Genomic DNA, 24,843 nt, shown 5'->3' on the forward strand with positions numbered 1-24,843 from the left:
ATCGTTTGAAGGATAAAAAAAGAATTGGGATTCAGCCCCAGGTTGAAACTTAATACGAGATCAAAGGGGTCAATTTTACTTTGCCATTTGAAAGGTAAAAGGGGTCAATTTTAGAATGCCGTTGACACCTCTACCACTTCTGGCATATTGGCTAAAGTTTCACTAAATTGATCTAAAATTTCATCATCGTGACGTTCTAATGTGATTTCAATAAAGAATAATTCATTGATCCCAATCGATTTTGGATTGATGTTGGCTGTATAACCATCGATAATTTTTAAATTTTCTAGACGTTTTAAGCGTGTCCAACATGGCGAAGAGGAGAGACCAACACGTTCAGAAAGCTGGGCTATGGTGAGTCGTCCATCTTCTCTTAATGCGGATAATATTAAGCGATCAATTCTGTCGAGGTTGTGTCGTGCTTCACTCATGCCAAAATAGAATATAATTGAGAAAAAATAGTTATATCATTTTTTGCAATGGTCGGCTGAAGAAAATAAGCACACTTGGACGTTCAGTGCAGATTTTAAAGATAGAAAAATAAAATATGTAAGGTGTTAGGTAGTGTGATTGAATCTAAAAGTAGAAAATCTTGTGCAGACCATAAAAAGACCACTCAGCCGGATTACTGACTGAGTGGCAAAAACTTAAGCGTGTAACTGTTGTTCAATGATCGGCCATAGGTTTTGATGTGACGATTTAAACATCAACATATGTCCGATGGCTTTATGACCTGTTTCTTTCGGTTTTAACTCAATCATTTGAGTCGAAGCATTCGGGTATAAGCGCAGCAAGTCTTTGACATTGGCTTCCGTGGCAATTTCGTCATCGGAGCTCCATACGGCGGTGATCGGGCAGCTCACTTTTTGATGAAAATCATGCTGAACAGTTTTGCCTAAGGCATTGATGACATAACCAGGTTTGCTACAAAATTCAGCCCATTCACGAGCTACATCTTTTGGCAAATTTTCCCCCATGCCAATCGCATTGGTCGGCCCATAGCCAATGGTATAGCGTGCAATCGGGAAGATCACATTAAACATCACTGGGGCTAAAAGCTTGGTACGACCTTTAAGATCTTTGACATGCCCCGTAGAGCCAGAAACAGCTACCACTTTGGCAACTTTGTCATAATTTGGCACGATACCTAATAATTGTCCGCCTGCGCTATGACCGAGTAATATGACTTTAGGCGCTTGCGTTTTACTGATCAAAGCGTCGATTGCCGCAGGGATATCAAGCTGCCCCCATTGCACAATACTTGCTGTCGATTGTTTTAAAGGGCTGTGTAGCGACTCACCAATACCACGAAAATCAAAAACTAAAACGTCATAGCCTTGTTGGCTCAACCATGTTGCATAACTATTATAAAATTGCTTGGTAATGCCTGTGGCTGGACAAATCAACACAGGTAAAACCTGTTTGAGCTCTGTCTGGTGCGGATAAAAGCGCGCACTCAGTGAATAACCGTCTTGGCAATGAATCGTGAGTTTTTCAGATGATGACATGATTCAAACTTCATGGGTGTGTTCCGATGACTCTAATTTACACAAGTTCCAAAAAGAAACCTGAAAAGAGTATGACTCTAAAGTCATGTCATAACAGGTTTGAAGCAAGTACTATTGCAGTAGAAATACAGATAAAAATAATGAGTGTAATTGAATAATGGATGTAAATTAAAATGGACATGCTTCAACTTTCGGGTGCAGTAAAAATTGCGATAGTTTTTAGTGGGATTTATTTATGGGTAGGTATGCTCACAGGTGTGTGGAAATATGCACAAATAAGGCAGTCAGAACTGGCACGTGCGCATTATTATGTAGATATCGCACATCGGAGCAGTTTGTTATACGCCCCAGCGACACTCATTTTGGCGGTATTGGCCTATTTTTCAGCACTTCCACATACACTCAATTTACTGTTTGTAATCATCAATCTGTTCTTTTTTAGCTTTTCGATTTTAAGTTATGTACTGCATGGCTATTTAGCCGATACCACCAATCAATTTAAAGTGCCACACGTCTTAGGCAAATGGCATTTGCCTAAATGGATGATGAGTATGGCAATGCTTGGATTGGTGATTGGTGAGTTAATTGCAACACTCGGATTGCTCTTTGGAGTCATCGTTAAATTTTGGTTTTAAGCAAAGTAGTATCAATCATAAATAGTACCAATTAGATTGGAGGCTAATCAGGAGATAAAAGCTTTTAAAGTGCAGGCGATTGTTCGGTAGAAGAATTTATATAAACAAAATTTTAAGTTCTGCAGAATTGAAAATTTATGAGAAAAGGCTGATGATTTTCTGGTTATTTTAGGGATTATTTTTATTGTTATTTAAAATGGATTGAATGATCGAGAAGGTAGGGGTGGCATCTTTTCTTTTTTCAAGATGGATGATGCCTCATCCATCTTCTAACTTAAAATTCTGTTGATTTTTGCTTTCGATATTTGTGGTCAATGACTGCCCATAAATAAAAGGCTACAGAGACAATAAGCGCATAAGCAAAATATTCAGGTCTTAAATTTCCTTGTATTAAGCCTTGAATAAGTAGTGTCAGCATGAGAGCAATAGTGGTGCTTGTATAGGTCACCATGTTCTTATTTGCCTTCAGAGCGTTAATGAAGAATTGCTTTTTGAAATGTACTGATAACATCTCCACCCCTCCTTGTTGTTGTTTAGCCAAAACCCATGATTTTGGTCAGGTTTGAACTACTGTTGTACTTCGAAACTAGAAGTATTTCAATAGTAAATGTCATTATTTTGTCATAAAACTATGTTAGATCATCGTATAAGAATAATCATTTTATTCATATACTAAATATTATGAATCTAAAGGTGTTGACTGGTGAGTAAAATGGTCGATGCATAATATCTATGTATGAATAAGCAATATATATACCAACACGGGTATATCGGCTTTATGACACGAAACCGCCTAGCTTACAGTCTGAATCGAGCTTAATCATGGAGTTTGTGTACGGTGTATTTTGCAGAAAGTATTTGTATTTTAACTATTATTATATTTTGTAGCCAAAGGGCTGGCTTTTTTTCTCATCATGAAAATAAAACTTTATTTAAAAGTTCAATGACTTAGGATTATTGCGCTGTAGTAGGACAAATAAATGTCAGTTTGGGTAAAACTCGACAATTATTGGTCACAGGTAAAATCGTCATTCGGGTAAAACTCCGATTTTAGACAGGTCAAAAAAGGTTATTTTTTAACTTTGTCAATTACAGCAGCAATAATCAGCACAATCACAGAAGGGATCAGCCATGCTAAATTTTGTTGAGCAAGCGGTAGATTGGCAATAAAGCTTGGAAGTGCATCTTCGAAACCAGCCACTTTTAAACCATCAAAAATACCGAAAATAAACGCACATGCGGTAACAGGCGCAATAACTCTTGATGGTGAAATAAACCATTTAGAGCAGAAGCTCAGTAGGATAACTACAATCGCAGGTGGATAAATCGCACTTAAAACAGGCACTGAAACTGCAATGAGTTTGGTTAAACCTAAGTTTGAAATCAGTAGTGAGAAACCAACTAAAATGAACACAAAAACTTTGTATGGAATTTTAGTCAATTCTGAGAAATATTCAGCACATGCGCAGGTTAAGCCTATCGCGGTAACCATACATGCAACAAAAATCATTGCAGATAGGAAATAAGCGCCCATATCACCAAAAGCATGTTGTACATATGCATGCAGGATCACTGCACCATTTGTTGCATTTGGAGCAATATCATGGCTGCCCATACCGAGTTTGAATAAGCTGATATATACCAGTGTAAGTCCAATACCAGAAATAATACTGGCAATGACAGCATATTTGGTGACGAGCTTACTATCCGTTACGCCGCGTGAAGTAATGGCTTTGACGATCACAATACCAAAAACTAAAGCGCCTAATGTATCCATGGTTAAATAACCATTTACTACACCTTCAGAAACTGGTGCAGTTACGTAGTTATCAATTGCAGGTGGAATCACACCGGCAGGGATAAAGAACGCAGAGATACCCAGTATAACGAGGCCTAAAATCTTGAGTGGTGAAAGGAAATAACCTACGGTATCTAAAATTTTATTTGGGTAAAGTGAAACAATGGTCACTAATGCAAAATAAATCACGCTATAAATCAGCAGACTGTTTGCGCTGTTACCAAAATAAGAAGAGAAACCAATTTCATAAGAAACGGTAGCTGTACGAGGTGTTGCAAATAAAGGTCCAACAGCTAAGTAACACGCGACAGTAAGGATAATGCTGGCTACTTTACCCAAAGGTGAACTTAAGACTTGAATAGAACCTTCAACACGCGACAAAGCAATAATCGTGATGACAGGTAGACCAACTGCGGTGATTAAGAAACCAAATGCAGCTAACCAAACATGTTCACCCGCTTGCTGTGCGACAATTGGTGGGAAAATAATGTTACCTGCACCAATAAACAGTGCAAAGGTCATAAAACCTAAGGCAACAATATCCCGTGTACGAAGACTTGTCATAAAGGGGAGATGAACTGTGAAAAAAGGCAATTTTAGTGCAATTAAGCTCGTTTTTGGAGCAAAATTTATAAATCGTATAGATAGTTTTTATAATACGAATCATGAATATATTGACAGATAAAATAATGTTTTATTTATATTTATGATAAATAAAAGAAATTTATTGTATATAATTTTTTTATAGAAATATGTTTAGCGATTAAGATTTATCAGATATAAATCAATTGTTCTAATTTTCAGCACTAAATAGGATGCTATAAGCCGAATAAATGCAGAAATATTGGCTGAATAAAACAAAAAAAATCTAAAAGGTCTATAATTCGGTGTATTCAAATTTGAGGATATTCAGATGAAAGCTTCCAAAATCACGATTAAAACCGAGCAAGATATTGAAAAATTACGCATTTCAGGTCGTTTAGCTGCTCAGGTTTTAGAGATGATCGGGGAGTATGTCAAGCCGGGCGTGACGACTGAATATTTGGACGATATCTGCAATGATTTTATCATCAACACACTTAAAGTGATTCCTGCCAATGTTGGCTACTATGGCTATACCAAAACCACCTGTATTTCACCGAATGAAGTGGTTTGTCATGGTATTCCTTCGAAAGAAACCGTATTGAAAGATGGCGACATTATCAATATTGATGTTGCCATCATTAAAGATGGTTATTTTGGTGATACCAGTCGTATGTACTATGTGGGTGAGGTTTCGCCTGCGGCTAAAAAGTTAGTCGAAACTACCTACGAGGCCATGGTTGCTGGGATTCATGCAGTTAAACCGGGAGCAACATTGGGAGATGTAGGTTATGCCATTCAACAAGTTGCTCATCGTGAAGGCTACAGCATTGTACGTGAATACTGTGGTCATGGGATTGGTAAGGTTTATCATGAGCAACCGAGCGTTTTACACTATGGTCAACCGGGTCAAGGTGTAATTCTAAAAAAAGGCATGGTCTTTACCATTGAGCCGATGATTAACAGCGGTAAAGCGCGAACTAAAGAGTTAAAAGATGGCTGGACAGTAATTACTGCAGACCGTTCTTTATCGGCACAGTGGGAACATATGGTTGTTGTGACCGATAGTGGTTTTGAGTTGCTATCTCCATGGCCAGAAGGTACAGGTGCATATCCTGCAATCTAAGCTAAATCGCGAATTTAATCCTGAATCTGCTGTATCTAAAGGATTGAAGTTAAATTAAATTGTACAAGTGTATATTTTTTGACTTTAGTCTAATAAGTTGTAGTGTGTATGAGCGTTATAGGTTTTAAGACTAAGAGGTTTTCTCTATAGCTTAATTTATAAGGTTTTGCTTATAACTCTGAAAATCAGTTAGAGCTATTAACGATTTAATAAAGATGTATTTTATTTATATAATATGATTACAGATTCTGCTGTAGTTTCTGATTTTACTTGGTTTTTAAGTTTTCGCTTACCCATCACATGGGTAAGCTTTTTTTTGCCTAAAATTTAGCGTGTTCATGTTGGCTGAGTTTTTCAACTAAATAATCAATGAAAACACGTACAGCCGGTAATAAGCCACGACGAGATGGATATACAGCATGGAAAATACCATGTGCAGCTTTCCATTCAGGTAATACATGAACCAAAGCACCTGATTTCACATGATCGGACACAATACTGTCGGGTAATAACACCACGCCACAATCTTGGCAGGCTAGTGCAGCTAACATCGATAGGTCAGAGCCCATTACCGTTGGGTTAACTTTGATTTTTTTCTGATGATGCTGTGCATCGGTCACAATAATATGTTGATCGAGATGCTCATCCGCCATACTTAAAATTTGATGTTGTGATAAATCTTCGGGCTGTTTGAGTTCACCAAATTTATTCAGATAGGCCTGACTGGCAAATAAGTGCTGCTCAATCGTTTCAAATTTACGAATAACTAAATTAGGGTCATCGTCTAGATTTGAACGTACACGCAGCGCAAGATCGAAGCCTTCATTAATGATATCTACGCGGCGATTGGTCACCATCATTTGCACTTTAATTTCTGGGTATTGCTTTAAAAATTCAGGCAAAATTTTAGTCATTTCATTTTGCGCGATGGAAACAGGTAAGCTGACTTTAATTAAGCCGCGCGGCTGTGTACTGAGATGATCAACCAAATCGTGTGCGGCTTGAGCGGCATTCATCATGACTTGTGCATGACGATAGATGTTCATACCAATATCTGTCACAGCAAAATGTCGTGAGCTACGTTGAATCAGGCGGACACCTAAACGTTCTTCTAAGTTATAGACCCGACGACTCAGTTTTGATTTTGGAATATCTGTTGCACGTTCTGCTGCACTAAAACCACCATGTTCGACCACTTGGGCAAAACAATAAAAATCATCTAGATCACTCAGCACTGTTCTTATTCCATATTTGCAACGATTTTGCTAATTAACTTGAATTGTTTCATGAAGTCAATCACGTTTTGTAGTTTTTCATGTGAGAAGTTTGAGCAAAATTGCCAAGACTAAAGTCGGGTTAACCTTGTAATCGTTTCACATTAGCATGACCAAACAATAAATGTGGTGTATACATCTTTTAAATAACCGAATTTGAAGGATGTGATTTGAGTGTCGTCCTGATATATTCAAATAAAAGACCATTATGAAAGAAATTCGACATTAAAGGACAATGTCATGGAATTAAGACATTTACGTTACTTTGTCGCCGTTGTAGAAGAACAGAGTTTTACGAAGGCTGCTGAAAAGCTATTTATTGCTCAACCTCCTTTAAGTCGTCAAATTCAAAATTTAGAAGAAGAGTTGGGTGCGCAGCTTTTTGAGCGTGGCAGCCGTCCTTTAAGAACCACCACCATTGGCCGTTTCTTTTATCAGCAAGCTGTGAAATTACTTTCCAATGCAGAAGAAATTAAGCTCATTACGCAGCGGGCCAGTGCCACTGAACGCACGATTAATATCGGTTATGGCGGTTCGTTACTCTGTGGTTTATTACCTCGAATTGTTTATTTGTTCCGTCAGCAATATCCACACTTAAATGTAAATTTAATTGAACTGAGTGCAGTCGATCAGATTCAGGCATTAAAAGAAGGTCGGGTTGATGCATGTTTTAGCCGAGTTCGTGTGTCGGATCAGGCGGTTAAACGTGTGCTATTGCGTGAAGAGCCTCTGATTGTTGCGGTGCATTCAAGCCATCCTTTATCTTCACAACAACAGATTGCATTGAATAATCTCAAAGATGAGCAGATTTTTATCTATCCAGCAACGGATGGTCAAAGTTATGCAACGCTGATCAAGTCGTTGTTTTTAGAATATGGTATGGAGCCGAAACGCTTTAATACTCAAGCAGATTTGCAACAATCACTAGGCATGGTTGCCGCAGGCGAAGGCATTTGTATTGTTCCTGAATCTGTACAAATTATGCAGTTTAGGCATGTGAATTATGTGAAATTATCGGATAGTGCTGCCATTAGCCAAATTTATTTGATTGTGCGGAATGATGATGAAGGGGAATTGGCGCGTCCTTTATTTGACTGCGTTTACCAAGTATATGATTTGGAAGCAATTGAATACGATCGTCGGGTTTTCTAGTGCTTATTTTAAAAAGTAATAATAACATTAAATTTGAAATTCAATTTTGAAGCAAACGTTTAAGTAACACCTTTCTGCATAAAACATAGGCTCAATCTTGAAAAGTAATGAGCCTATTTTTTTATTCAGTCTTATTAGATCGCTTGTTTTAAAAACTTGGTGATTTCACGGCTAAATTTGACCGGTTCACTGATTAATGGAGTGTGTCCCGATTTTTTAAAAATAATCTGCTCAGCATTGACTAGGCTGTCAGCAATAATTTTTTGACCTTGGGCAGGATAGAGGATCGATTTTGCCCCTGTGAAAAAAGTCGTCGGAGCGGTGAGTGCTGCAATGGCTTCACGATAATCTTCAGTATGGTTCAAATAATTTTGAATATACCAATATAAATAGGCCACACTTTGTGATGGTAACATCAGCTTCTGTAAAGTTGGTTGTTGGTATGCGAAACGGAAAGCGGATAATGCATAAGGATTGCTATTTTGTAAGTCTATGAATCTTAACCAAGCGTCGACCAGACCTTGACGGTCATGTTTATTCATCTGCTGTGCAAATGGCACGGAGAGGTTAGTTGCAAGTACCTTCGAGATGTCTTCTAAAATACTTAAAAACTCAGTGTGACGTTTGCCATATAAACCATATTGCCAATCTTCATCTACTCTAATTTTAGGCGTTTGATCGATGTGCAAATAACGTTTAATTTTTTCGGCAAACTGACCGTATTTTAAACCGTGCATGGTGGTCGTTGCCCCCATGGAGTAAGCAATCACCGTGATTTTATCGTAACCAAGCTGGGAAACTAAGCTGTCAATATCTCGCCAATGGCTTGAAATGGTGTCCGTATTTGGAATTTGACAATGTTTAGAGCCGCCAAATCCACGCCAGTCTGGAATGATAAATTTAAAATGCTTTCGGTGTTGATATAGAAAAGGGTGCCATTGCCAACTTTGCATGCCCAGTCCAGATAAAACCAGAATGGGTTCTCCTTGACCATATTCACGAACATACAGTTGTTGCTGATCGGGCATTGTATAGTGTGGCATGCGGCTTCCTATTTATTTTTTGTTTTAGCGATTAAACTTATGCAACTGTGGAATGATGGTTTCAAGCCATTTGATCCAACCGATTTCCAAATCAATCCCAAGCTGTAAAATCATTTTATGAATGTACAAAGTACGGTCTTCATCATGCGCATGTGCAAAGTCTTTTGCAAAAATAGACTGGTACACTTTTAGTTTTTCTTTGTGAATTTCAAGATGGCGCTCTAATTCGGGTAATACGCCATTTGTACCCAGCTGAGCTTCTGCACGTAAACGAACCATCAACTCTTCACGTAATTGAGCCGGAGGGCTTTGCTCAACCATCCAATTGGCTAATTCAACACGTCCAAGTTGTTCAACTTGGTAGGTTTTTTTACGGGTTGTGCTGTGCTCATCTTCAATAGTGCTGATCCAGCCTTTTTGCTGCATGCCACTGAGTTCACGGTAGATTTGCTGATGTGTCGCATTCCAAAAAAAGCCCATAGAGCGGTCAAAACGGCGTGCAAGGTCGATTCCTGTACTCGGTTTTTCAAGTAAGCTCGTGAGTAAAACATGGGCTAAAGACATATATGGCTCAGTCAAAATAGTTTTGTACTTTTTATTATGCAACATGTTGCATAAAAATCAAATCTCGCATATAAATTAGTGCAACAAGTTGCAAAAATCTTGTATACGTAGATGGAAATAGAAAGCTCGTATACAAGTGAAGATAAAAATAGCCAGCTTTTCAGCACGCTAAGGAGAAAAAATGTCAAATTATCCAAATTTATTGGCACCACTAGATTTAGGTTTTACAACGCTAAAGAACCGTGTATTGATGGGTTCTATGCATATCGGTTTGGAAGAAGCACCGGGTGGTTATGAACGCATGGCAGCTTTTTATGCAGAGCGTGCGAAAGGCGGTGTAGGTCTGATTGTAACCGGTGGTATTTCTCCCAATGATGATGGTGTGACATTTGCTGGTGGTTCAAAATTAGACTCTTTAGAAGAAGCGGAAAAGCATAAAGTGATTACACAGGCGGTACATGATGCTGGCGGTAAAATTGCGATGCAGATTTTGCATACAGGCCGCTACTCGTATCAGGCCAATAATGTTGCACCTTCATCTATTCAAGCACCAATTAACCCTGTAAAACCGCAAGCTTTAAGCACAGCAGACGTCGAACGCACGATCAATGACTTTGCTCGATGTGCTCAGTTAGCACAGACAGCGGGTTATGACGGTGTAGAGGTCATGGGGTCAGAAGGTTATTTAATTAATGAGTTTATTGCTGCACGTACCAACCACCGTGATGATGAATGGGGTGGCAGTTATGAAAACCGGATTCGTTTTCCAATTGAGATCGTGCGTCGTACGCGTGAATTAGTCGGTGAAAATTTTATTATTATTTACCGTCTTTCTATGCTGGATCTGGTTGAAGGTGGTTCGACTTTCGAAGAAGTTGTGCAACTTGCAAAAGCCATTGAAAAAGCCGGTGCAACTATTATCAATACCGGTATTGGTTGGCATGAAGCGCGTATTCCGACCATTGCAACCAAAGTGCCACGTGCTGCATTTACATGGGTGACCAAGAAATTAAAAGGTATTGTGAATGTTCCTTTAATCACCTCAAACCGTATTAACACTCCTGAAATGGCTGAGCACGTACTTGCTTCGGGTGATGCAGATATGGTGTCCATGGCACGTCCAATGCTGGCTGACCCACGTTTTGTGGAAAAAGCAGAACAAGGTCGTAGTGATGAAATTAATACCTGTATTGGTTGTAACCAAGCCTGCCTAGATCATATTTTCTCAATGAAAATTGCAACATGTTTGGTTAACCCTCAAGCCTGCTATGAAACTGAACTGATATTTAAAGAATCTGCACAGGTGAAAAATATCGCTGTGATTGGTGCGGGACCTGCAGGTTTAAGCTTTGCAACTTATGCTGCAGAGCGTGGTCATAACATAACTATTTTTGAAGCATCGAGCCAAATTGGTGGACAGTTTAATATTGCGAAAACGATTCCTGGTAAAGAAGAGTTTTATGAAACGCTGCGTTATTTCAAACGTAAAATAGAACTATTGCCTCAGATTAAATTGGTACTGAACCATACGGCAACCTATGAAGAATTAGCTCAGTCTGATTTTGATGACATCGTGGTGGCGACGGGTGTAACACCACGTCAGTTAGATATAGATGGTATTGATCATCCAAAAGTATTGAGTTATTTACAGGTTTTACGTGAACGTCAACCTGTGGGCAAACGTGTAGCGATCATTGGTGCAGGCGGTATTGGTTTTGATACGGCTGAGTATTTAACGCATGAAGGTGAAAGCGGTAGCCTCAATCCAGAGAAATTTTATGATGAATGGGGTATTGATACAACCTATGCACAAGTTGGTGGCTTAAAACATCCAGACGTCGAAGAATCGCCGCGTGAAGTGTATTTATTGCAGCGTAAGGTTAAATCGGTTGGTGCAGGCTTAGGTAAAACCACGGGTTGGATTCACCGTACAGGTTTGAAACACCGCGACGTGAAAATGATTGCGGGTGCAAGCTACGACAAAATTGATGATCAAGGTTTGCATATTACCGTTGATGGTCAACCACGTATTTTAGATGTTGATCATGTGGTGATTTGTGCAGGTCAAGAGCCTTTTACAGCAATGTATGAGCAATTAAAAACTGCGGGTAAATCTGTACATTTAATTGGTGGTGCGAAAGAAGCAGGAGAGCTAGATGCTAAACGTGCAATTCGTCAAGGTGCTGACTTGGCAGCGGTGATTTAATCAGCCTCATACTAAACTATGATGACTATATTCAATTTGATGTGCAGTTGTCGTACTTCCTCTCCCTTTGGGAGAGGATTGGGGAGAGGGAAATGATTCATCAACAAAAAAGGACATAAACATGACTATTGAAATAACAAAAAAATCTGTTGCACGTTGGCACGAAATGCTCGACACACGGGATATGAATATTTTAAATGAACTCTTGGCAGAGGATGTGGTGTTTCGTTCACCTGTCGCGTTTAACCCATATCCAGGTAAGCCTGTAGTAACTTTTATTTTGACCAATGTGATTCAAATTTTTGAAAATTTTACCTATCACCGTGAGTTTTACTCAGAAGATGGTTTAAATGTGGTGCTTGAGTTTTCTGCCAATGTTGGCGAGAAAAAATTAAAAGGGATCGACATGATTCAGTTTAATGAACAAGGACAGATGATTGATTTTGAAGTCATGCTCCGTCCGAAAAGTGGCTTGGAAGCATTGGCGGCGAAAATGGGTGAGCGCATTATGCAATATCAGCCTTGAATCTGCTGATTTTTAAATGCTCATCACAGAATGATAAAAAGCATGATGGATATTGTCATGCTTTTTGCTTATGAGGTTTAAGTAAACAAATATTGCTAGTGAGATATGGTTTTGTAGATACGTTTGTTTAATGGGCCTTGTTGGTCAAAGTGAAAAGATTGAAATGATTTGCTGTGGTGCGAAGCGAGGTGAAGGTAGGGTCAATGAATAATGTGATGCATAAAGGGCGTCAGGCTCTTTTAAATTTTGTAGATCATGCAATCGGTGCAGAATTACCACAGCTTTATTATCATCCTGAAGGGCAAATGAAACATGTGCTGCCGAAGTTAAAGCAACTACATGAAAAATATCGCCCTACGCCTTGGCTGTCGAATACCCACGCACATTTACTGTATTTTGATGTCATTAAAAAGCGTCAAGTGAAGCTTAAATATGATGCTATAGAGCAGCTAACCATGGCTGATGGTGGAATCACAGCCATTGCATGGTTGGGCTTAGATTTACCTGCGGATGTGCCAACTGTGGTACTCATGCATACGATTACGGGAACGCCTGAAAGTATGCGAGAAGTGGTTCGGGATCTTCATCTATATACAGGTTGGCGCATTGCACTGTGTTTAAGACGCGGTCATGCCAATTTACCTATGCCAGTTGCCAAAATAAATTTATTTGGTTCAACCGATGACCTGCGTGAACAGATTGCCTTTATTCAGCAGAAATTTCCCGAATCGAATTTATTTGGCGTCGGTTCATCTGCAGGAACGGGGCTATTGGTCCGCTATTTAGGAGAGCAAGGTGAGGAAACACCACTTAAAGCGGCTTTTGCTTTATGTCCGGGCTATGATACTGAGCTTGGCTTTAAAAATGTACATCCTTTTTACAGTAAAATGATGACCAAGAAGCTCTTTCAGAAATTTGTAGAACCCTATTCTGCAACATGGTCAACAACACCATCTTTAATAGAAGTCCTAAAAAGTAAAGATCTGGTGCAGTTTGAGCGTGCTTATTTCCAAATGGCGGGTTTTACTGATTATGAAAGTTATGCAAAATCTACCAATCCAATTTATGTATTTGAAAATCTTAAAATTCCATTGATGATTTTAAATGCCGAAGATGACCCTGTTTGCCACATTCAAAACTTTGAACCCTATAAAGAATTAATCCGTTCTTTGCCGAATGTTGTGGTGGTAACCACCAAAAAAGGCAGTCACTGTGGTTATTATGAAGGTTTAGTTGACACCCATTCATGGGCAACCAAATTAATGGCAGATTTTTTAAAGTTATATGCGAACTAAAAAAAATAGCCTACTTTGGGTAGGCTATTTTGAGTGGGTATTACTCAGCTTGTGCGCAACATGCAGTCGTTTGAGGTTTAAGCTTCATCTGTATCAATACTAAAATCAACGCTATTGCGCTCAGTGTAGCGCCTGCATAAGAAACTGCGGCATAGCTTAGGTTGAGATTGAGCACCGCGGCACCTGCGACTGCACCCAAAGCATTTCCAAGATTAAATGCACCGATGTTCACTGAAGAAGCGAGACCTGGTGCATCGTGAGCGACTGTCATAACACGCATTTGTAAAGGTGGTACAACGGCAAAGGCTGCTGCTCCCCAGATGATTAATGCAATCGCCGCGCCAATGGTGGTTGTTGCTAAAATTGGAAATAACAGCATCATCATCATGAGTAAGACTAAAAAGCCAATCAAGGTTTTATCTAAGGATTGATCTGCAAACTTACCACCGAAATGGTTACCAATTGAAAATCCGATCCCGATTAAGACCAACATGAAAGTGATAAGCTCAGGGCTTGCATGGGTAAAGACTTTTAAGCTCGGTGCGATATAGGTATAGAGCGCGAACATAGCTCCAGCACTCATGACCGTGGTGAGCAGTGCTAAAACAACAGGCATGCGTGTTAATACTTTTAACTCTGCTCGTACATCCGGTTTTTCGGTCTGTTGCTGATGGGGTAGTGCTTTCCATAATGCCAACATGGTGATGATGCCAAGTAAGGTGATGGCCGCAAAAGACATACGCCAACCGATATTTTGCCCCACCCATGTTGCGAGTGGCACGCCGCCAATATTGGCAATGGTCAAGCCCATAAACATCATGGCAACAGCACTGGCTTGTTTATCTTTCGGCACAACACTCGCTGCAACCACAGAACCTAAGCCAAAAAATGCACCATGATTTAAGCTGGTGACTAAGCGTGCAGCCATTAAACCAAGATAATTGGGTGCAATCGTTGCCAAAATATTACCGATGGTAAAGATTGCCATTAGTAAAATAAGGGCAGTACGTTTAGGAAAACGTGCTAACCATAAGGTCATTAATGGGGCACCAATCATGACGCCAACGGCATAGGCACTAATCAGTAAGCCCGCTTGAGGAATGGAAACCGATAAATCTGCTGCGATTTCAGGCAAAAAACCCATCGGTGAAAATTCTGTTGTGCCAATTGCAAAAGCACCTACGGCTAATGCAATTAATGGAAAATTGAATTTCATATTAAATATCCCACACTGGAGCAAGTTCAGGTGGGTTCACTTCGCGTGCATTTCTGTCTAGTGTGGCAATGGCCTGCATCTGTTCTGATGTTAAATGAATGTCTTGAGCTTTTAAGTTACTGGTTAAATGTTCACGTTGGGTTGACGATGGAATTACGGCATAACCCTTTTGCAGCGCCCAAGCGAGTGTCACTTGTGCAACTGAAGCTTGGTGTTGTGCTGCAATATCAGAAAGTATTGGGTCATTTAGCACTTTGCCATAAGCCAAGGTCATATAAGAGGTGACATCAATATTTTGCTGTTTTAAGTAAGTCGCAAGTCGTTCATTTTGAAGATAAGGACTCAGTTCAATTTGATTGGTTGCAATCTGCTCAGCACCTATACTGTCAATGGCTTGTTGAGTAAGCTCAATATTAAAATTAGATACACCAATATATTCAGTCAAACCTTGTTTTTTTGCCTCAAGTAAATGTCCCATTAATTCTGGAATATTGACTCCAAGTGCAGGTGCAGGCCAATGAATAAGTGTGAGGTTAACTGCATCCGTCCTCAATTTAATTAAACTGTCTTTTAGACTGGGTATCAGTTTGTCGGCAGCATAATTTTCAGTCCAAATTTTCGTGGTTAAAAAAATATCAGCTCGATTGACCTGACTTTCATGGAGTGCTTGGCCTACTTCTGCTTCATTAGCGTAAATTTGTGCGGTGTCTACAGCACGATATCCTACCTCTAAGGCTGTTTTAACTGAATGAATGACAGTTTCACCTGCCAAACGGAAGGTACCGACACCAAATTGAGGAACAATCATCAGGAATTCTCTTTTTTGAATTGATGCTATTGTGCTGCTAATTTTAATGAAGAAAAATGCATGAGTTTGGAATATATTATTGATTAAAAATCACGAATTAGAATATGCAATGAAATCGACCATTGAGGAGCTGCAGGCTTTTACTGTTATTGTAGATAGCGGCTCTATTATCAAAGCAGCAGAAAGACTGGATCAAACAGCATCTGGTGTCAGCCGTGCATTACAGCGTCTGGAATCTAAATTAAATGTAACCCTGTTGGAACGAACAACCCGCAAAATTAAGCTGACGCAAGAGGGGCAATTATTTTTAGCTAAAACACGGCGGATATTGAATGATTTGAGTGAAGCGGAAGATTCTTTGCTGAAATTAGATGCAGATACTTCGGGGTTAGTGCGAGTCGATTCTGCGATTTCGTTTATTCTGCATATGATCGTTCCCTTGATTCCAGAATTTAATGCACGTTATCCACATATACAGATTGAATTGGTGAATCATGATCAAGTGATTGACTTATTAGAGCATAAAGCGGATGTCGCAATTCGCTTTGGAAAATTAAACGATTCAAGTTTGCATGCAAAACTCATCTATAAGAGTCGATTGTGTTTGGTGGCGAGTCCTGAATATCTTCAGCAGCATGGACGACCGCAAAATGCTGATGAGCTAACAGCACATGCTTTACTTGGATTTAGTCAAATTACCCATATGAATACTTGGCCGTTCCAAGTCGCAGGGAAGTCCCTGACGATCCGACCAAATATCAAGGCATCAAATGGTGAAACCATTCGTGAGCTTGCGATTCATGGGATGGGTATCGCTTGTCTATCAATTTTTATGTTAGAAAAAGATATTGCAGAAGGACGATTGGTACAACTTTTAGACGATCAAATTGAGCCACATGAACAGCTTATTCATGCTGTTTATTATCAACAAGAGCATTTGCCGAAACGTGTTCGTTTATTTATTGAATATTTAGCTGAAAAATTACAAGAATAGTTGTGAGAAAAAAACAGTGCATTGTTGGGTACAGATTTTTATTTACATACAAACAATAAAAAACCCGACAATTGCCGGGTTTTTTTGATCATTGGTTTGATAAAACTTCGATCTTAGTTCTCTAAAGCAGGTGTTGCAGCAGCAATGGCAGCGGCAACGGCATCATCTTCAGACTGAGCAGAACCTGAGTTTTGTTTAGGTTGAGCAGCTTGTGCAGGTTTTTCTGCAGCTTTAGGCGCTTCTGCTTTTGGAGCAGGAGCTTCTGCAGGAGGAGTAGGTTCACGACGAATTTCAGTTGTTGTATTCGGTGTCTCTTCACGAATCACTTCAACTTGCTGTTGAGTCGTTTCTTCAACAACTGGTTGTTCTTCAACTGGTTCTAATTGTGTAGGTACAGATGCTGTTGGTTCAGATGCTACAACTTCAACCTGTTCCTGTTCTTCTTCTTTTGGTGCTTCTTTTTTTACACATGCTGTAAGAAGTAGACCTGTTGCGATTGCACCGCAGATTAAAAGTTTCTTATTCATAATTACACAAAACAAAAAAGTGTGGATTGGATAAATGTATTATAACAGCAAATAAGAATATAGAAATGATAAGAACTTACTCTAAATTTTTATGATAATTGCTGTTACAATAGCCAATTGTTAATTGTTCTATGAATTGATGCGTAATGACTTTGCTTTCTTGGTACAGAGTAAAGTAAAATCGCACAACATTGTAGGCCAATTTAGGCTCCATTGTACGAGAAACTTAATGACCCATTTTATTTTCGTTACTGGTGGTGTTGTATCATCACTAGGTAAAGGTATTTCAGCTGCATCAGTGGCTGCGCTTTTAGAAGCCCGTGGTTTAAAAGTAACCATGGTAAAAATGGATCCATACATTAATGTCGATCCAGGGACTATGAGTCCATTCCAACACGGTGAAGTTTTTGTCACAGAGGATGGTGCTGAAACTGACTTAGACTTGGGTTATTACGAACGTTTCTTGCGTCGTGCGAAAATGACCAAACTGAACAACTTTACTTCAGGACGAGTGTACCAAGATGTCTTGAATAAAGAACGTCGTGGTGACTACCTCGGTGGTACAGTTCAAGTTATTCCACATATTACTGACAATATTAAAGAACGTGTTCTTCGCGCAGGTGAAGGCTATGACGTTGCGATCGTTGAGATCGGCGGTACAGTAGGTGACATTGAATCTCTCCCATTCATGGAATCTGTACGTCAACTTATGGTCGAACTAGGTCATAAGCGCACAATGTTAATGCACTTAACTTTACTCCCATATATTAAGTCAGCTGCGGAATTAAAAACCAAACCAACTCAGCACTCTGTAAAAGAGCTTTTGTCGATTGGCATTCAACCAGACATCCTGATCTGCCGTACAGAGCATGATGTTGATGCTGACACTACACGTAAAATCGCGTTATTTACGAATGTTGAAGCTCGTGCAGTTGTGGTGTGTAAAGATGCGCGTTCAATTTACCAAATTCCACGTACTTTCTATGAACAAAACGTTGATGATTTAATCTGTGAACGTTTTGGTTATAACGATCTTCCAGAAGCTGATCTTACAGACTGGGATAACGTTGTAGATGCATTACTGAACCCTGAATACACAGTTCGTGTAGCGATGGTTGGTAAATACGTTGAACTTCCAGATGCATACAAATCTGTAAACGAAGCACTTTTACATGCGGGTATTCAAAACCGTGTGAAAGTTCAAATCGACTACGTCAATGCTGAAGAGCTTGAAACCCAAGATGTTAACGACGTATTAAAAGACGCAGATGCAATCTTAGTTCCGGGTGGTTTCGGTGAACGTGGTACAGAAGGCAAAATGAAAGCGATTCGTTTTGCACGTGAAAACGGTGTGCCATTCCTTGGTATCTGTTTAGGTATGCAGTTGGCTGTGATCGAATATGCGCGCAACGTTGCGGGTATTAGCGATGCAACTTCAACTGAATTTAACCGTTCTACTAAATCACCATTGATTGGTCTAATCACTGAATGGTTAGATGAGCGCGGCGAAGTTCAACAACGTAATGCAGATTCTGACTTAGGCGGCACAATGCGTCTGGGTGCTCAAAAATCTGAATTGGTTGCGGGAACAAAAACTGCACAAGTGTACGGTTCTGAAGAGATCGTTGAACGTCATCGTCACCGTTATGAAATGAACAACCGTTATATCCCAGTGCTTGAAGAAAAAGGCATGAAGATTTCAGGTTATTCTCCGGTACAACGTCTCGTTGAAACTGTTGAAATTCCTGCACATCCTTGGTTTGTTGCGGTACAATTCCACCCAGAATTTACCAGCTCACCACGTGATGGTCACCCATTATTTGCTGGCTTTATTGATGCTGCTAAAAAACAGTATCAAAAAACCAAGTAATGGCATTGTAGGACTAAACTAGGAAGTTTAAATGTCACAATTAAAACCACAGGAAATTGTACGTTTAGGCGATATACAAATGGCAAATCATTTGCCATTTGTACTATTCGGCGGCATGAACGTACTTGAGTCAAAAGACCTTGCTTTTGAAATTGCTGAAACGTATGTGGATATCTGCAAACGCTTGGATATTCCCTATGTGTTTAAAGCAAGTTTTGATAAAGCCAATCGTTCAAGCTTGAACTCTTTCCGTGGCCCAGGCCTGGAAAAAGGAATCGAGTGGTTAGCTGACATTAAAAAACACTTTAATGTGCCGATTATTACTGACGTACATGAACCATACCAAGCTGCGCCTGTTGCTGAAGTTGCGGATATTATCCAGCTTCCTGCATTTTTAAGCCGTCAGACTGACCTTGTTGAAGCGATGGCGAAAACTGATGCCATCATTAACATCAAAAAAGCACAGTTCCTCGCACCACACGAAATGCGTCATATTCTGCATAAGTGTTTGGAAGCAGGGAATGACAAACTGATTCTTTGTGAACGTGGTTCAGCATTTGGTTACAACAACTTAGTTGTCGATATGTTGGGCTTTGACATCATGAAAGAAATGAATGTCCCTGTGTTCTTTGATGTGACACATGCGCTTCAAACGCCGGGTGGTCGTGCGGATTCTGCGGGTGGTCGTCGTGCGCAAATCACGACACTGGCACGAGCAGGTATGGCGACTGGTTTAGCAGGTTTGTTCTTAGAAGCTCATCCAGATCCAGAAAATGCCAAATGTGACGGTCCATGTGCGCTACGCATGTCACAGTTGGAGCCTTTCTTGGCACAGTTAAAAGAACTCGATACCTTGGTTAAAGGTTTCGCAAAGTTAGACACACACTAATTCGATACACATTGATGCGTCACTTTTGACGCATCATTTTTATTAATCAACTGAGGAATTGTTCATGAGCCAAATCGTTGACATTCGTGCACGTGAAATTTTGGACTCTCGTGGTAACCCTACCATCGAAGCAGACGTAATCTTAGCCTCTGGCGTTGTAGGCCGTGCATGTGCACCATCTGGTGCTTCAACTGGTTCTCGTGAAGCTTTAGAACTTCGTGACGGCGACAAAGCTCGTTACTTAGGTAAAGGCGTTAAAACTGCGGTTAACAACGTTAACACAGTAATTCGTGATGCATTGTTGGGTAAATCAGTATTCGAACAAAAAGACATTGATAACACAATGATCGCGCTTGACGGTACTGAAAACAAAGAAAAATTAGGTGCGAACGCAACTTTAGCGGTTTCTTTAGCTGCTGCACGCGCTGCTGCTGATGAAAAGAAAATCCCACTTTTCCAATACATCGCAGACCTTCGTAATAACAGCATTTTGACTATGCCTGTTCCAATGATGAACATCCTAAATGGTGGTTCACATGCAGACAACAACGTAGACATTCAAGAATTTATGATTGAGCCAGTTGGCTTCACTTCATTCTCTGAAGCTTTACGCGCTGGTGCTGAAATTTTCCATTCTTTAAAATCAGTTTTAAAGAAACAAGGTCTAAATACTGCCGTTGGTGATGAAGGTGGTTTTGCACCGAACCTTCGTTCTAACGAAGAAGCAATTACAGTAATTCTTGAAGCAATTGAAAAAACTGGCTACAAAGCAGGTTCTGACATTATGCTTGCGCTTGACTGTGCATCTTCAGAATTCTACAAAGATGGTCAATACATCCTTGCAGGTGAAGGCAATAAAGCATTCACAAGCAACCAATTTGCTGACTACCTTGCAGGTTTTGCAAAACAATACCCAATCATTTCAATTGAAGATGGTTTGGACGAGTCTGATTGGGAAGGTTGGTCTTACCTCACTTCAATCCTTGGCGACAAAATCCAATTGGTTGGTGATGACCTATTCGTGACGAATCCTAAGATTCTTCAACGTGGTATCAACGAAAAAGTGGGTAACTCAATTCTGATCAAGTACAACCAAATCGGTACGTTGACTGAAACTCTAGATGCAATCTACCTTGCGAAAGCAAATGGTTACACTACAGTAATTTCACACCGTTCTGGTGAAACTGAAGATTCAACTATTGCGGATCTTGCAGTAGGTACAGCAGCGGGTCAAATCAAAACTGGTTCACTTTGCCGTTCTGACCGTGTAGCGAAATATAACCAATTACTTCGTATTGAAGAATTGACTAATGCTGCATATCGCGGTAAAGCTGAGTTCAAAGGTTTGAACTAAGCAGATCATGCTATCTATGTTAAATGTATTTGACTCCAAAGCGAGTAAAGCATTGTTGGGCCTTGCGATCTTTTTGATCGCAGGGTTTCAATATTTATACTGGTTCGGTGAAGGTGGTTACCATCAACATCAACAACTGAGTCAGAAAATACAACAACAAGTCGAACTCAATGACGAATTAAAAGAACGAAATCGCGTACTTGCAGCTGAAGTATACGATTTAAAAAATGGCGTTGAAGCTATTGAAGAGCATGCTCGTCTAGATTTAGGTTTAATTAAACCGCATGAGACTTTCGTGCAGATGAGTACGATCAGTACTCAGTACAAACCAATTTATATTGATCCAAACGCAAAAGTAGACCTACGTACCAATGAGTCAGAACCAGCCGAACTTCCACCAGAACCTTAAATTGTGGGCTATTATTCCTGCTGCTGGTTCAGGAAGTCGATTTTCTAAAACTGAACTAAAACAATATCAAAACATTGCGGGTCTAACTGTGCTTGAACACACAGTTGCACGTCTCAACCAATTGCCGTTGACGGGCTATGTGTTGGCTATAGGTGAGCAAGATAATGTTGCTCAGACATTGGCACTCACTAATCAAGAGAAGGCACATTTTTGTTTAGGCGGTGCAGAGCGTGTGCATTCTGTACTCAATGCATTGCAATATCTATCTAGGATTGCCAATGATGATGATTGGGTATTTGTTCATGATGCAGCAAGACCATGTGTCTCGCAGTCGAGTTTAGAAAATTTAGTTCAATCGGCAGTCGATTCTGAGCAAAGTGCGATTCTCGCCATCCCTGTACGCGATACCTTAAAACGTGTTGAAACGGCACCACTTATATCAACAACGGTAGATCGTTCAACTTTATGGCAAGCGCAGACGCCACAAATTGCCAAATTGGGTGTGCTTAAAAATGCCATTGAACAAGCGCTTGCCGCTGGTGCGACCATCACAGATGAAGCAAGTGCCTTAGAATTTGTCGGTGAGCATGTCAATGTCGTGCAGGGTCGTTCGGACAATATTAAAATTACCTATCCAGATGACTTGGAATTGGCACGTTTAATTTTAGCGTCTCAAGTGAATAGATGATTATTTCAAGGAATATTTAAGGGACAGTGATTTTTACTGTCGCTTTAATCTATAATTCCCGCATCCTTTTTAGATCTGTTTCGCAATGATCCCTTCTCAACAGTATCGTTTTTTACGTCAGTCATTACGTGATGGCCGCAGTATAAAACACGATTCTTCTCGATGGGCTAAACTTCATTTAGACCCGTGGTTACTTTGCTTCTTGGTACTCAATGCAATATTGGGGCTGATGGTTGTCTATAGTGCGACCGCGGAAGATTCGGGAATGGTACTACGCCAAGCCACAAGTTTTGGTGTGGGCTTTATTGTGATGCTGATCTGCGCGCAAATTCCACCCAAAGTTTACCAATCTATGAGTCCGTACTTATACGCCATCGGTATATTTTTACTGTTGTTGGTTTTGGTCATTGGTGAAAAAAGGATGGGGGCGAAACGCTGGATTAGCTTGCCGGGTATCGGTAGTATGCAGCCGAGTGAATTTATGAAATTTGCCATGCCACTCATGATGGCGTGGTATTTTGCGCGAAAACCATTTCCACCGAAATTTTTACAAATCGTCGGGGCATTAATTTTATTATTGATTCCATTTGCATTGGTCGCTTTACAGCCTGACTTGAATATCGGTTTGATTATTCCGGGTATTTTTGTTTTATTTTTAAGTGGAATGTCTTGGCGTTTAATTGCAGCTGCTTTAACAGCCTTTGCGATTGCAGCACCTGTACTCTGGATGTTCTTTTTGCAGGAATATCAGAAAAAACGTGTACTGACGTTATTCGATCCTGAGTCTGACGCGCTTGGTGCAGGTTGGAACATTATTCAATCTAAAATTGCCATTGGATCAGGTGGTTTAATGGGTAAGGGTTATACCGAAGGGACGCAGTCGCACTTGGGCTATCTGCCAGAGCATCATACTGACTTTATTATGTCGACCTATGCTGAAGAGTTTGGCTTTATTGGTGTATTTCTTTTATTTAGTTTGTTTACAGCAATTATTGTTCGCTGTTTGATTATTGGACTAAATTGCTTCCATAATTTTGGACGACTCTATGCAGGAGCGATAGGATTAACTTTCTTCTTTTTTGTATTTTTAAACTCGGGTATGGTCAGTGGGATTTTACCGGTAACAGGTGATCCACTACCGTTGATGAGTTATGGTGGTACAGCTGTAATTGCGATGCTCGCAGGGATGGGGATTGTGATGTCGATTCATACGCATCGCTAAGCATTAATGTAAACGGAATAATCAAGCCGGACCAATGTCCGGCTTTTTTTATGCGCTGGACGTACGGGAAAATGCTGTAGCAGAATGTATTGAGCAGTCCGTCAGGCCGTAAATCAATGTTTCTGTGCAGATGATTGGCAGGTCGAATGCCTTGGTTGTAGTTGTTTAAGCTATGGCGGACTGGCCGGCCAGCGCTCATAAGCGCCCGCAAGTATAATCTGTCAGTATCTGGGCAGGCGCCGGCTAAGCGGATAAAAACAGCCGGCTTCATGCCGGCTTTGGGTTTAGTTGAATAACTGATTGATTTTTCTGGCTATTTCTTTGTTGTAAATTCGATAGTCGCTGATGGCATAGGGGCTGAACAGGGCATATTTGCAGCTGGTGCTGGAACCGTTTTTGGCGGCAGCGGTGCGGCAGTTCAAGATGGAAAAGACCTTCGCGTCAGCCGATTTAAGCTCAAATGAGCTTAAGTAAATTTTTTCATTGGCAATATCCTGAGTAGTAACGGTATAGCCATTTTTTACTAGCACATTGCTGAGGCTGGAAATCGTGCGTTTGCTGCTGACTGTCAGCGCATCTTCATAGCCGAAGGTTTTAATCAGGGTTGCAGTGTTCAGCTGCTCGGCATTTTTAAATAATTCCGGCGCTGCGTTTTTGATAAAGAAGCCGAAGTCTTCTGTGCTGATATCGGCCGTAATAGGCTTGAAGGTCATGCGTACGCCATCACTCAGCCTGTCGTATGCGACGCGCATCTGTATATCTGCGCAGGAACTGGAGTCGTTGGCGCTGCGGCGGTGATCAGCGCTGACCGTATTGCAGACTTTTATTTTAACCCGGTCTTGCGCCAGGCGCCGGAATTGCGCGTCATAAATATGATGCACACTCCAGTAACGGTCTTGTTTTAACTGGTTAAAGAACGGGGCATTGCTGATCAGCCCTTTGTTTAAATCCAATTCATTATAAGCCGAGAGCGGTACTGTCAGGGAAAAACTGTTCAGTTCTGGATTGAGCTGGATATGCTGGGTTTTAGGCCCGAAGCCGCCTAGCACATTTTGATAGAGGCTGCCGCGTTCCCCTGTGACTTGGCAGCCGGATAGCCCGGCTGCTGCGGCAAGAAACAATAATGTTTTTTGCATATTTTGTTTTTTCTATAGATA

23 protein-coding genes and 1 pseudogene are annotated in these 24,843 nt (G+C 40.4%); 13 read left to right on the forward strand and 11 right to left on the reverse strand.

Going from position 1 to position 24,843, the window contains the following annotated elements; translation table 11 throughout:
- Positions 1-128: 128 nt before the first annotated feature.
- Both FTU65_RS11405 and FTU65_RS11410 read right to left on the reverse strand, forming a co-directional pair.
- Positions 129-431, reverse strand: a pseudogene (locus FTU65_RS11405) (Lrp/AsnC family transcriptional regulator); the annotation flags it as partial.
- A gap of 216 nt (positions 432-647) precedes the next feature.
- Positions 648-1,508: an alpha/beta fold hydrolase gene (locus FTU65_RS11410; RefSeq protein WP_180011281.1), complete on the reverse strand. Its 861-nt coding sequence runs from the start codon at positions 1,506-1,508 to the stop codon at positions 648-650.
- Positions 1,509-1,681: 173 nt separating this feature from the next.
- Between FTU65_RS11410 and FTU65_RS11415 the strand changes: the two genes are divergently transcribed.
- The gene (locus tag FTU65_RS11415; protein ID WP_180004966.1) at positions 1,682-2,143 is read left to right on the forward strand and encodes a hypothetical protein; all 462 of its coding nucleotides are present in this window, start codon (positions 1,682-1,684) and stop codon (positions 2,141-2,143) included.
- A gap of 274 nt (positions 2,144-2,417) precedes the next feature.
- On the opposite strand, the gene FTU65_RS11420 is transcribed toward FTU65_RS11415, so the two are convergent.
- Together FTU65_RS11420 and brnQ are read right to left on the reverse strand one after the other, a co-directional pair.
- The gene (locus FTU65_RS11420; RefSeq protein ID WP_078188534.1) at positions 2,418-2,654 is read right to left on the reverse strand and encodes a hypothetical protein; all 237 of its coding nucleotides are present in this window, start codon (positions 2,652-2,654) and stop codon (positions 2,418-2,420) included.
- A gap of 558 nt (positions 2,655-3,212) precedes the next feature.
- The gene (gene brnQ / locus FTU65_RS11425) at positions 3,213-4,505 is read right to left on the reverse strand and encodes a branched-chain amino acid transport system II carrier protein (protein ID WP_180011279.1); all 1,293 of its coding nucleotides are present in this window, start codon (positions 4,503-4,505) and stop codon (positions 3,213-3,215) included.
- 349 nt (positions 4,506-4,854) lie between these two features.
- On the opposite strand from brnQ, the gene map reads away from it, so the two are divergent.
- Complete coding sequence (gene map / locus FTU65_RS11430) at positions 4,855-5,649, forward strand: type I methionyl aminopeptidase (RefSeq protein ID WP_180011277.1); 795 nt, start codon at positions 4,855-4,857, stop codon at positions 5,647-5,649.
- 320 nt (positions 5,650-5,969) lie between these two features.
- Here the strand turns inward: map and FTU65_RS11435 are convergent, their stop codons facing one another.
- Positions 5,970-6,884: a LysR substrate-binding domain-containing protein gene (locus FTU65_RS11435; RefSeq protein ID WP_180011275.1), complete on the reverse strand. Its 915-nt coding sequence runs from the start codon at positions 6,882-6,884 to the stop codon at positions 5,970-5,972.
- A gap of 279 nt (positions 6,885-7,163) precedes the next feature.
- On the opposite strand from FTU65_RS11435, the gene FTU65_RS11440 reads away from it, so the two are divergent.
- Positions 7,164-8,075 (forward strand): LysR family transcriptional regulator, encoded by a 912-nt coding sequence (locus tag FTU65_RS11440; RefSeq protein WP_078188530.1) that lies wholly within the window; start codon positions 7,164-7,166, stop codon positions 8,073-8,075.
- Positions 8,076-8,209: 134 nt separating this feature from the next.
- Here the strand turns inward: FTU65_RS11440 and FTU65_RS11445 are convergent, their stop codons facing one another.
- Both FTU65_RS11445 and FTU65_RS11450 read right to left on the reverse strand, forming a co-directional pair.
- Positions 8,210-9,118 carry an alpha/beta fold hydrolase gene (locus FTU65_RS11445; protein WP_180065570.1) on the reverse strand — a complete coding sequence of 303 codons (909 nt, stop codon included), beginning with the start codon at positions 9,116-9,118 and terminating at the stop codon, positions 8,210-8,212.
- Positions 9,119-9,142: 24 nt separating this feature from the next.
- On the reverse strand, positions 9,143-9,682 hold the full coding sequence (locus FTU65_RS11450; protein WP_180022122.1) for a PadR family transcriptional regulator: 540 nt from the start codon (positions 9,680-9,682) through the stop codon (positions 9,143-9,145).
- Between the two features lie 181 nt (positions 9,683-9,863).
- Here FTU65_RS11450 and FTU65_RS11455 point away from each other — a divergent pair, with 181 nt between their 5' ends.
- From FTU65_RS11455 to FTU65_RS11465, 3 genes are all read left to right on the forward strand, one after another.
- Positions 9,864-11,888, forward strand: coding sequence for an NADPH-dependent 2,4-dienoyl-CoA reductase (locus FTU65_RS11455; protein WP_180065572.1), 2,025 nt, complete (start codon positions 9,864-9,866; stop codon positions 11,886-11,888).
- A gap of 121 nt (positions 11,889-12,009) precedes the next feature.
- Entirely contained in the window at positions 12,010-12,414 is a 405-nt protein-coding gene (locus FTU65_RS11460; RefSeq protein ID WP_078189187.1) for a nuclear transport factor 2 family protein, read from the forward strand.
- 203 nt (positions 12,415-12,617) lie between these two features.
- A complete protein-coding gene (locus FTU65_RS11465) occupies positions 12,618-13,709 on the forward strand; it encodes a YheT family hydrolase (RefSeq protein ID WP_180065574.1) in 1,092 nt (363 codons plus the stop codon).
- A 40-nt stretch (positions 13,710-13,749) separates the two neighbouring features.
- Here the strand turns inward: FTU65_RS11465 and FTU65_RS11470 are convergent, their stop codons facing one another.
- Both FTU65_RS11470 and dkgB read right to left on the reverse strand, forming a co-directional pair.
- Entirely contained in the window at positions 13,750-14,925 is a 1,176-nt protein-coding gene (locus FTU65_RS11470) for an MFS transporter (protein WP_180065576.1), read from the reverse strand.
- Position 14,926: 1 nt separating this feature from the next.
- On the reverse strand, positions 14,927-15,733 hold the full coding sequence (dkgB, locus tag FTU65_RS11475; RefSeq protein WP_180005102.1) for a 2,5-didehydrogluconate reductase DkgB: 807 nt from the start codon (positions 15,731-15,733) through the stop codon (positions 14,927-14,929).
- A gap of 109 nt (positions 15,734-15,842) precedes the next feature.
- Here dkgB and FTU65_RS11480 point away from each other — a divergent pair, with 109 nt between their 5' ends.
- A complete protein-coding gene (locus FTU65_RS11480) occupies positions 15,843-16,727 on the forward strand; it encodes a LysR family transcriptional regulator (protein ID WP_180065606.1) in 885 nt (294 codons plus the stop codon).
- A 113-nt stretch (positions 16,728-16,840) separates the two neighbouring features.
- Here FTU65_RS11480 and FTU65_RS11485 read toward each other — a convergent pair whose 3' ends face one another.
- The gene (locus FTU65_RS11485) at positions 16,841-17,254 is read right to left on the reverse strand and encodes an internalin (RefSeq protein ID WP_180065578.1); all 414 of its coding nucleotides are present in this window, start codon (positions 17,252-17,254) and stop codon (positions 16,841-16,843) included.
- Positions 17,255-17,483: 229 nt separating this feature from the next.
- Here FTU65_RS11485 and FTU65_RS11490 point away from each other — a divergent pair, with 229 nt between their 5' ends.
- From FTU65_RS11490 to rodA, 6 genes are all read left to right on the forward strand, one after another.
- Positions 17,484-19,124, forward strand: coding sequence for a CTP synthase (locus tag FTU65_RS11490; protein WP_180065580.1), 1,641 nt, complete (start codon positions 17,484-17,486; stop codon positions 19,122-19,124).
- A 31-nt stretch (positions 19,125-19,155) separates the two neighbouring features.
- Positions 19,156-20,013, forward strand: a complete 858-nt coding sequence (kdsA, locus tag FTU65_RS11495; protein ID WP_078188522.1) for a 3-deoxy-8-phosphooctulonate synthase — start codon at positions 19,156-19,158, stop codon at positions 20,011-20,013.
- A gap of 64 nt (positions 20,014-20,077) precedes the next feature.
- Entirely contained in the window at positions 20,078-21,367 is a 1,290-nt protein-coding gene (gene eno, locus FTU65_RS11500) for a phosphopyruvate hydratase (RefSeq protein ID WP_078188521.1), read from the forward strand.
- 16 nt (positions 21,368-21,383) lie between these two features.
- Entirely contained in the window at positions 21,384-21,776 is a 393-nt protein-coding gene (locus FTU65_RS11505) for a septum formation initiator family protein (RefSeq protein ID WP_078188520.1), read from the forward strand.
- On the forward strand, positions 21,739-22,464 hold the full coding sequence (gene ispD / locus FTU65_RS11510) for a 2-C-methyl-D-erythritol 4-phosphate cytidylyltransferase (protein WP_180011260.1): 726 nt from the start codon (positions 21,739-21,741) through the stop codon (positions 22,462-22,464). The genes FTU65_RS11505 and ispD overlap by 38 nt, the downstream gene beginning before the upstream one ends.
- Positions 22,465-22,549: 85 nt before the next feature.
- Positions 22,550-23,686: a rod shape-determining protein RodA gene (rodA, locus tag FTU65_RS11515; protein WP_111884954.1), complete on the forward strand. Its 1,137-nt coding sequence runs from the start codon at positions 22,550-22,552 to the stop codon at positions 23,684-23,686.
- A gap of 284 nt (positions 23,687-23,970) precedes the next feature.
- Here the strand turns inward: rodA and FTU65_RS11520 are convergent, their stop codons facing one another.
- The gene (locus FTU65_RS11520; protein ID WP_180022129.1) at positions 23,971-24,822 is read right to left on the reverse strand and encodes a hypothetical protein; all 852 of its coding nucleotides are present in this window, start codon (positions 24,820-24,822) and stop codon (positions 23,971-23,973) included.
- Positions 24,823-24,843: the final 21 nt, after the last annotated feature.

Source organism: Acinetobacter sp. YH12129 (assembly GCF_013418685.1).
GTDB classification, from domain to species: domain Bacteria; phylum Pseudomonadota; class Gammaproteobacteria; order Pseudomonadales; family Moraxellaceae; genus Acinetobacter; species Acinetobacter amyesii.

Coding starts and splice junctions, on each gene's coding strand:
- FTU65_RS11410 (WP_180011281.1), bottom strand. CDS start 1,508: ATGTCATCATCTGAAAAACTCACGATTCATTGCCAAGACGGTTATTCA.
- FTU65_RS11415 (WP_180004966.1), top strand. CDS start 1,682: ATGGACATGCTTCAACTTTCGGGTGCAGTAAAAATTGCGATAGTTTTT.
- FTU65_RS11420 (WP_078188534.1), bottom strand. CDS start 2,654: ATGTTATCAGTACATTTCAAAAAGCAATTCTTCATTAACGCTCTGAAG.
- brnQ (WP_180011279.1), bottom strand. CDS start 4,505: ATGACAAGTCTTCGTACACGGGATATTGTTGCCTTAGGTTTTATGACC.
- map (WP_180011277.1), top strand. CDS start 4,855: ATGAAAGCTTCCAAAATCACGATTAAAACCGAGCAAGATATTGAAAAA.
- FTU65_RS11440 (WP_078188530.1), top strand. CDS start 7,164: ATGGAATTAAGACATTTACGTTACTTTGTCGCCGTTGTAGAAGAACAG.
- FTU65_RS11445 (WP_180065570.1), bottom strand. CDS start 9,118: ATGCCACACTATACAATGCCCGATCAGCAACAACTGTATGTTCGTGAA.
- FTU65_RS11450 (WP_180022122.1), bottom strand. CDS start 9,682: ATGTCTTTAGCCCATGTTTTACTCACGAGCTTACTTGAAAAACCGAGT.
- FTU65_RS11455 (WP_180065572.1), top strand. CDS start 9,864: ATGTCAAATTATCCAAATTTATTGGCACCACTAGATTTAGGTTTTACA.
- FTU65_RS11460 (WP_078189187.1), top strand. CDS start 12,010: ATGACTATTGAAATAACAAAAAAATCTGTTGCACGTTGGCACGAAATG.
- FTU65_RS11465 (WP_180065574.1), top strand. CDS start 12,618: ATGAATAATGTGATGCATAAAGGGCGTCAGGCTCTTTTAAATTTTGTA.
- FTU65_RS11470 (WP_180065576.1), bottom strand. CDS start 14,925: ATGAAATTCAATTTTCCATTAATTGCATTAGCCGTAGGTGCTTTTGCA.
- dkgB (WP_180005102.1), bottom strand. CDS start 15,733: ATGATTGTTCCTCAATTTGGTGTCGGTACCTTCCGTTTGGCAGGTGAA.
- FTU65_RS11480 (WP_180065606.1), top strand. CDS start 15,843: ATGAAATCGACCATTGAGGAGCTGCAGGCTTTTACTGTTATTGTAGAT.
- FTU65_RS11485 (WP_180065578.1), bottom strand. CDS start 17,254: ATGAATAAGAAACTTTTAATCTGCGGTGCAATCGCAACAGGTCTACTT.
- FTU65_RS11490 (WP_180065580.1), top strand. CDS start 17,484: ATGACCCATTTTATTTTCGTTACTGGTGGTGTTGTATCATCACTAGGT.
- kdsA (WP_078188522.1), top strand. CDS start 19,156: ATGTCACAATTAAAACCACAGGAAATTGTACGTTTAGGCGATATACAA.
- eno (WP_078188521.1), top strand. CDS start 20,078: ATGAGCCAAATCGTTGACATTCGTGCACGTGAAATTTTGGACTCTCGT.
- FTU65_RS11505 (WP_078188520.1), top strand. CDS start 21,384: ATGTTAAATGTATTTGACTCCAAAGCGAGTAAAGCATTGTTGGGCCTT.
- ispD (WP_180011260.1), top strand. CDS start 21,739: ATGAGTCAGAACCAGCCGAACTTCCACCAGAACCTTAAATTGTGGGCT.
- rodA (WP_111884954.1), top strand. CDS start 22,550: ATGATCCCTTCTCAACAGTATCGTTTTTTACGTCAGTCATTACGTGAT.
- FTU65_RS11520 (WP_180022129.1), bottom strand. CDS start 24,822: ATGCAAAAAACATTATTGTTTCTTGCCGCAGCAGCCGGGCTATCCGGC.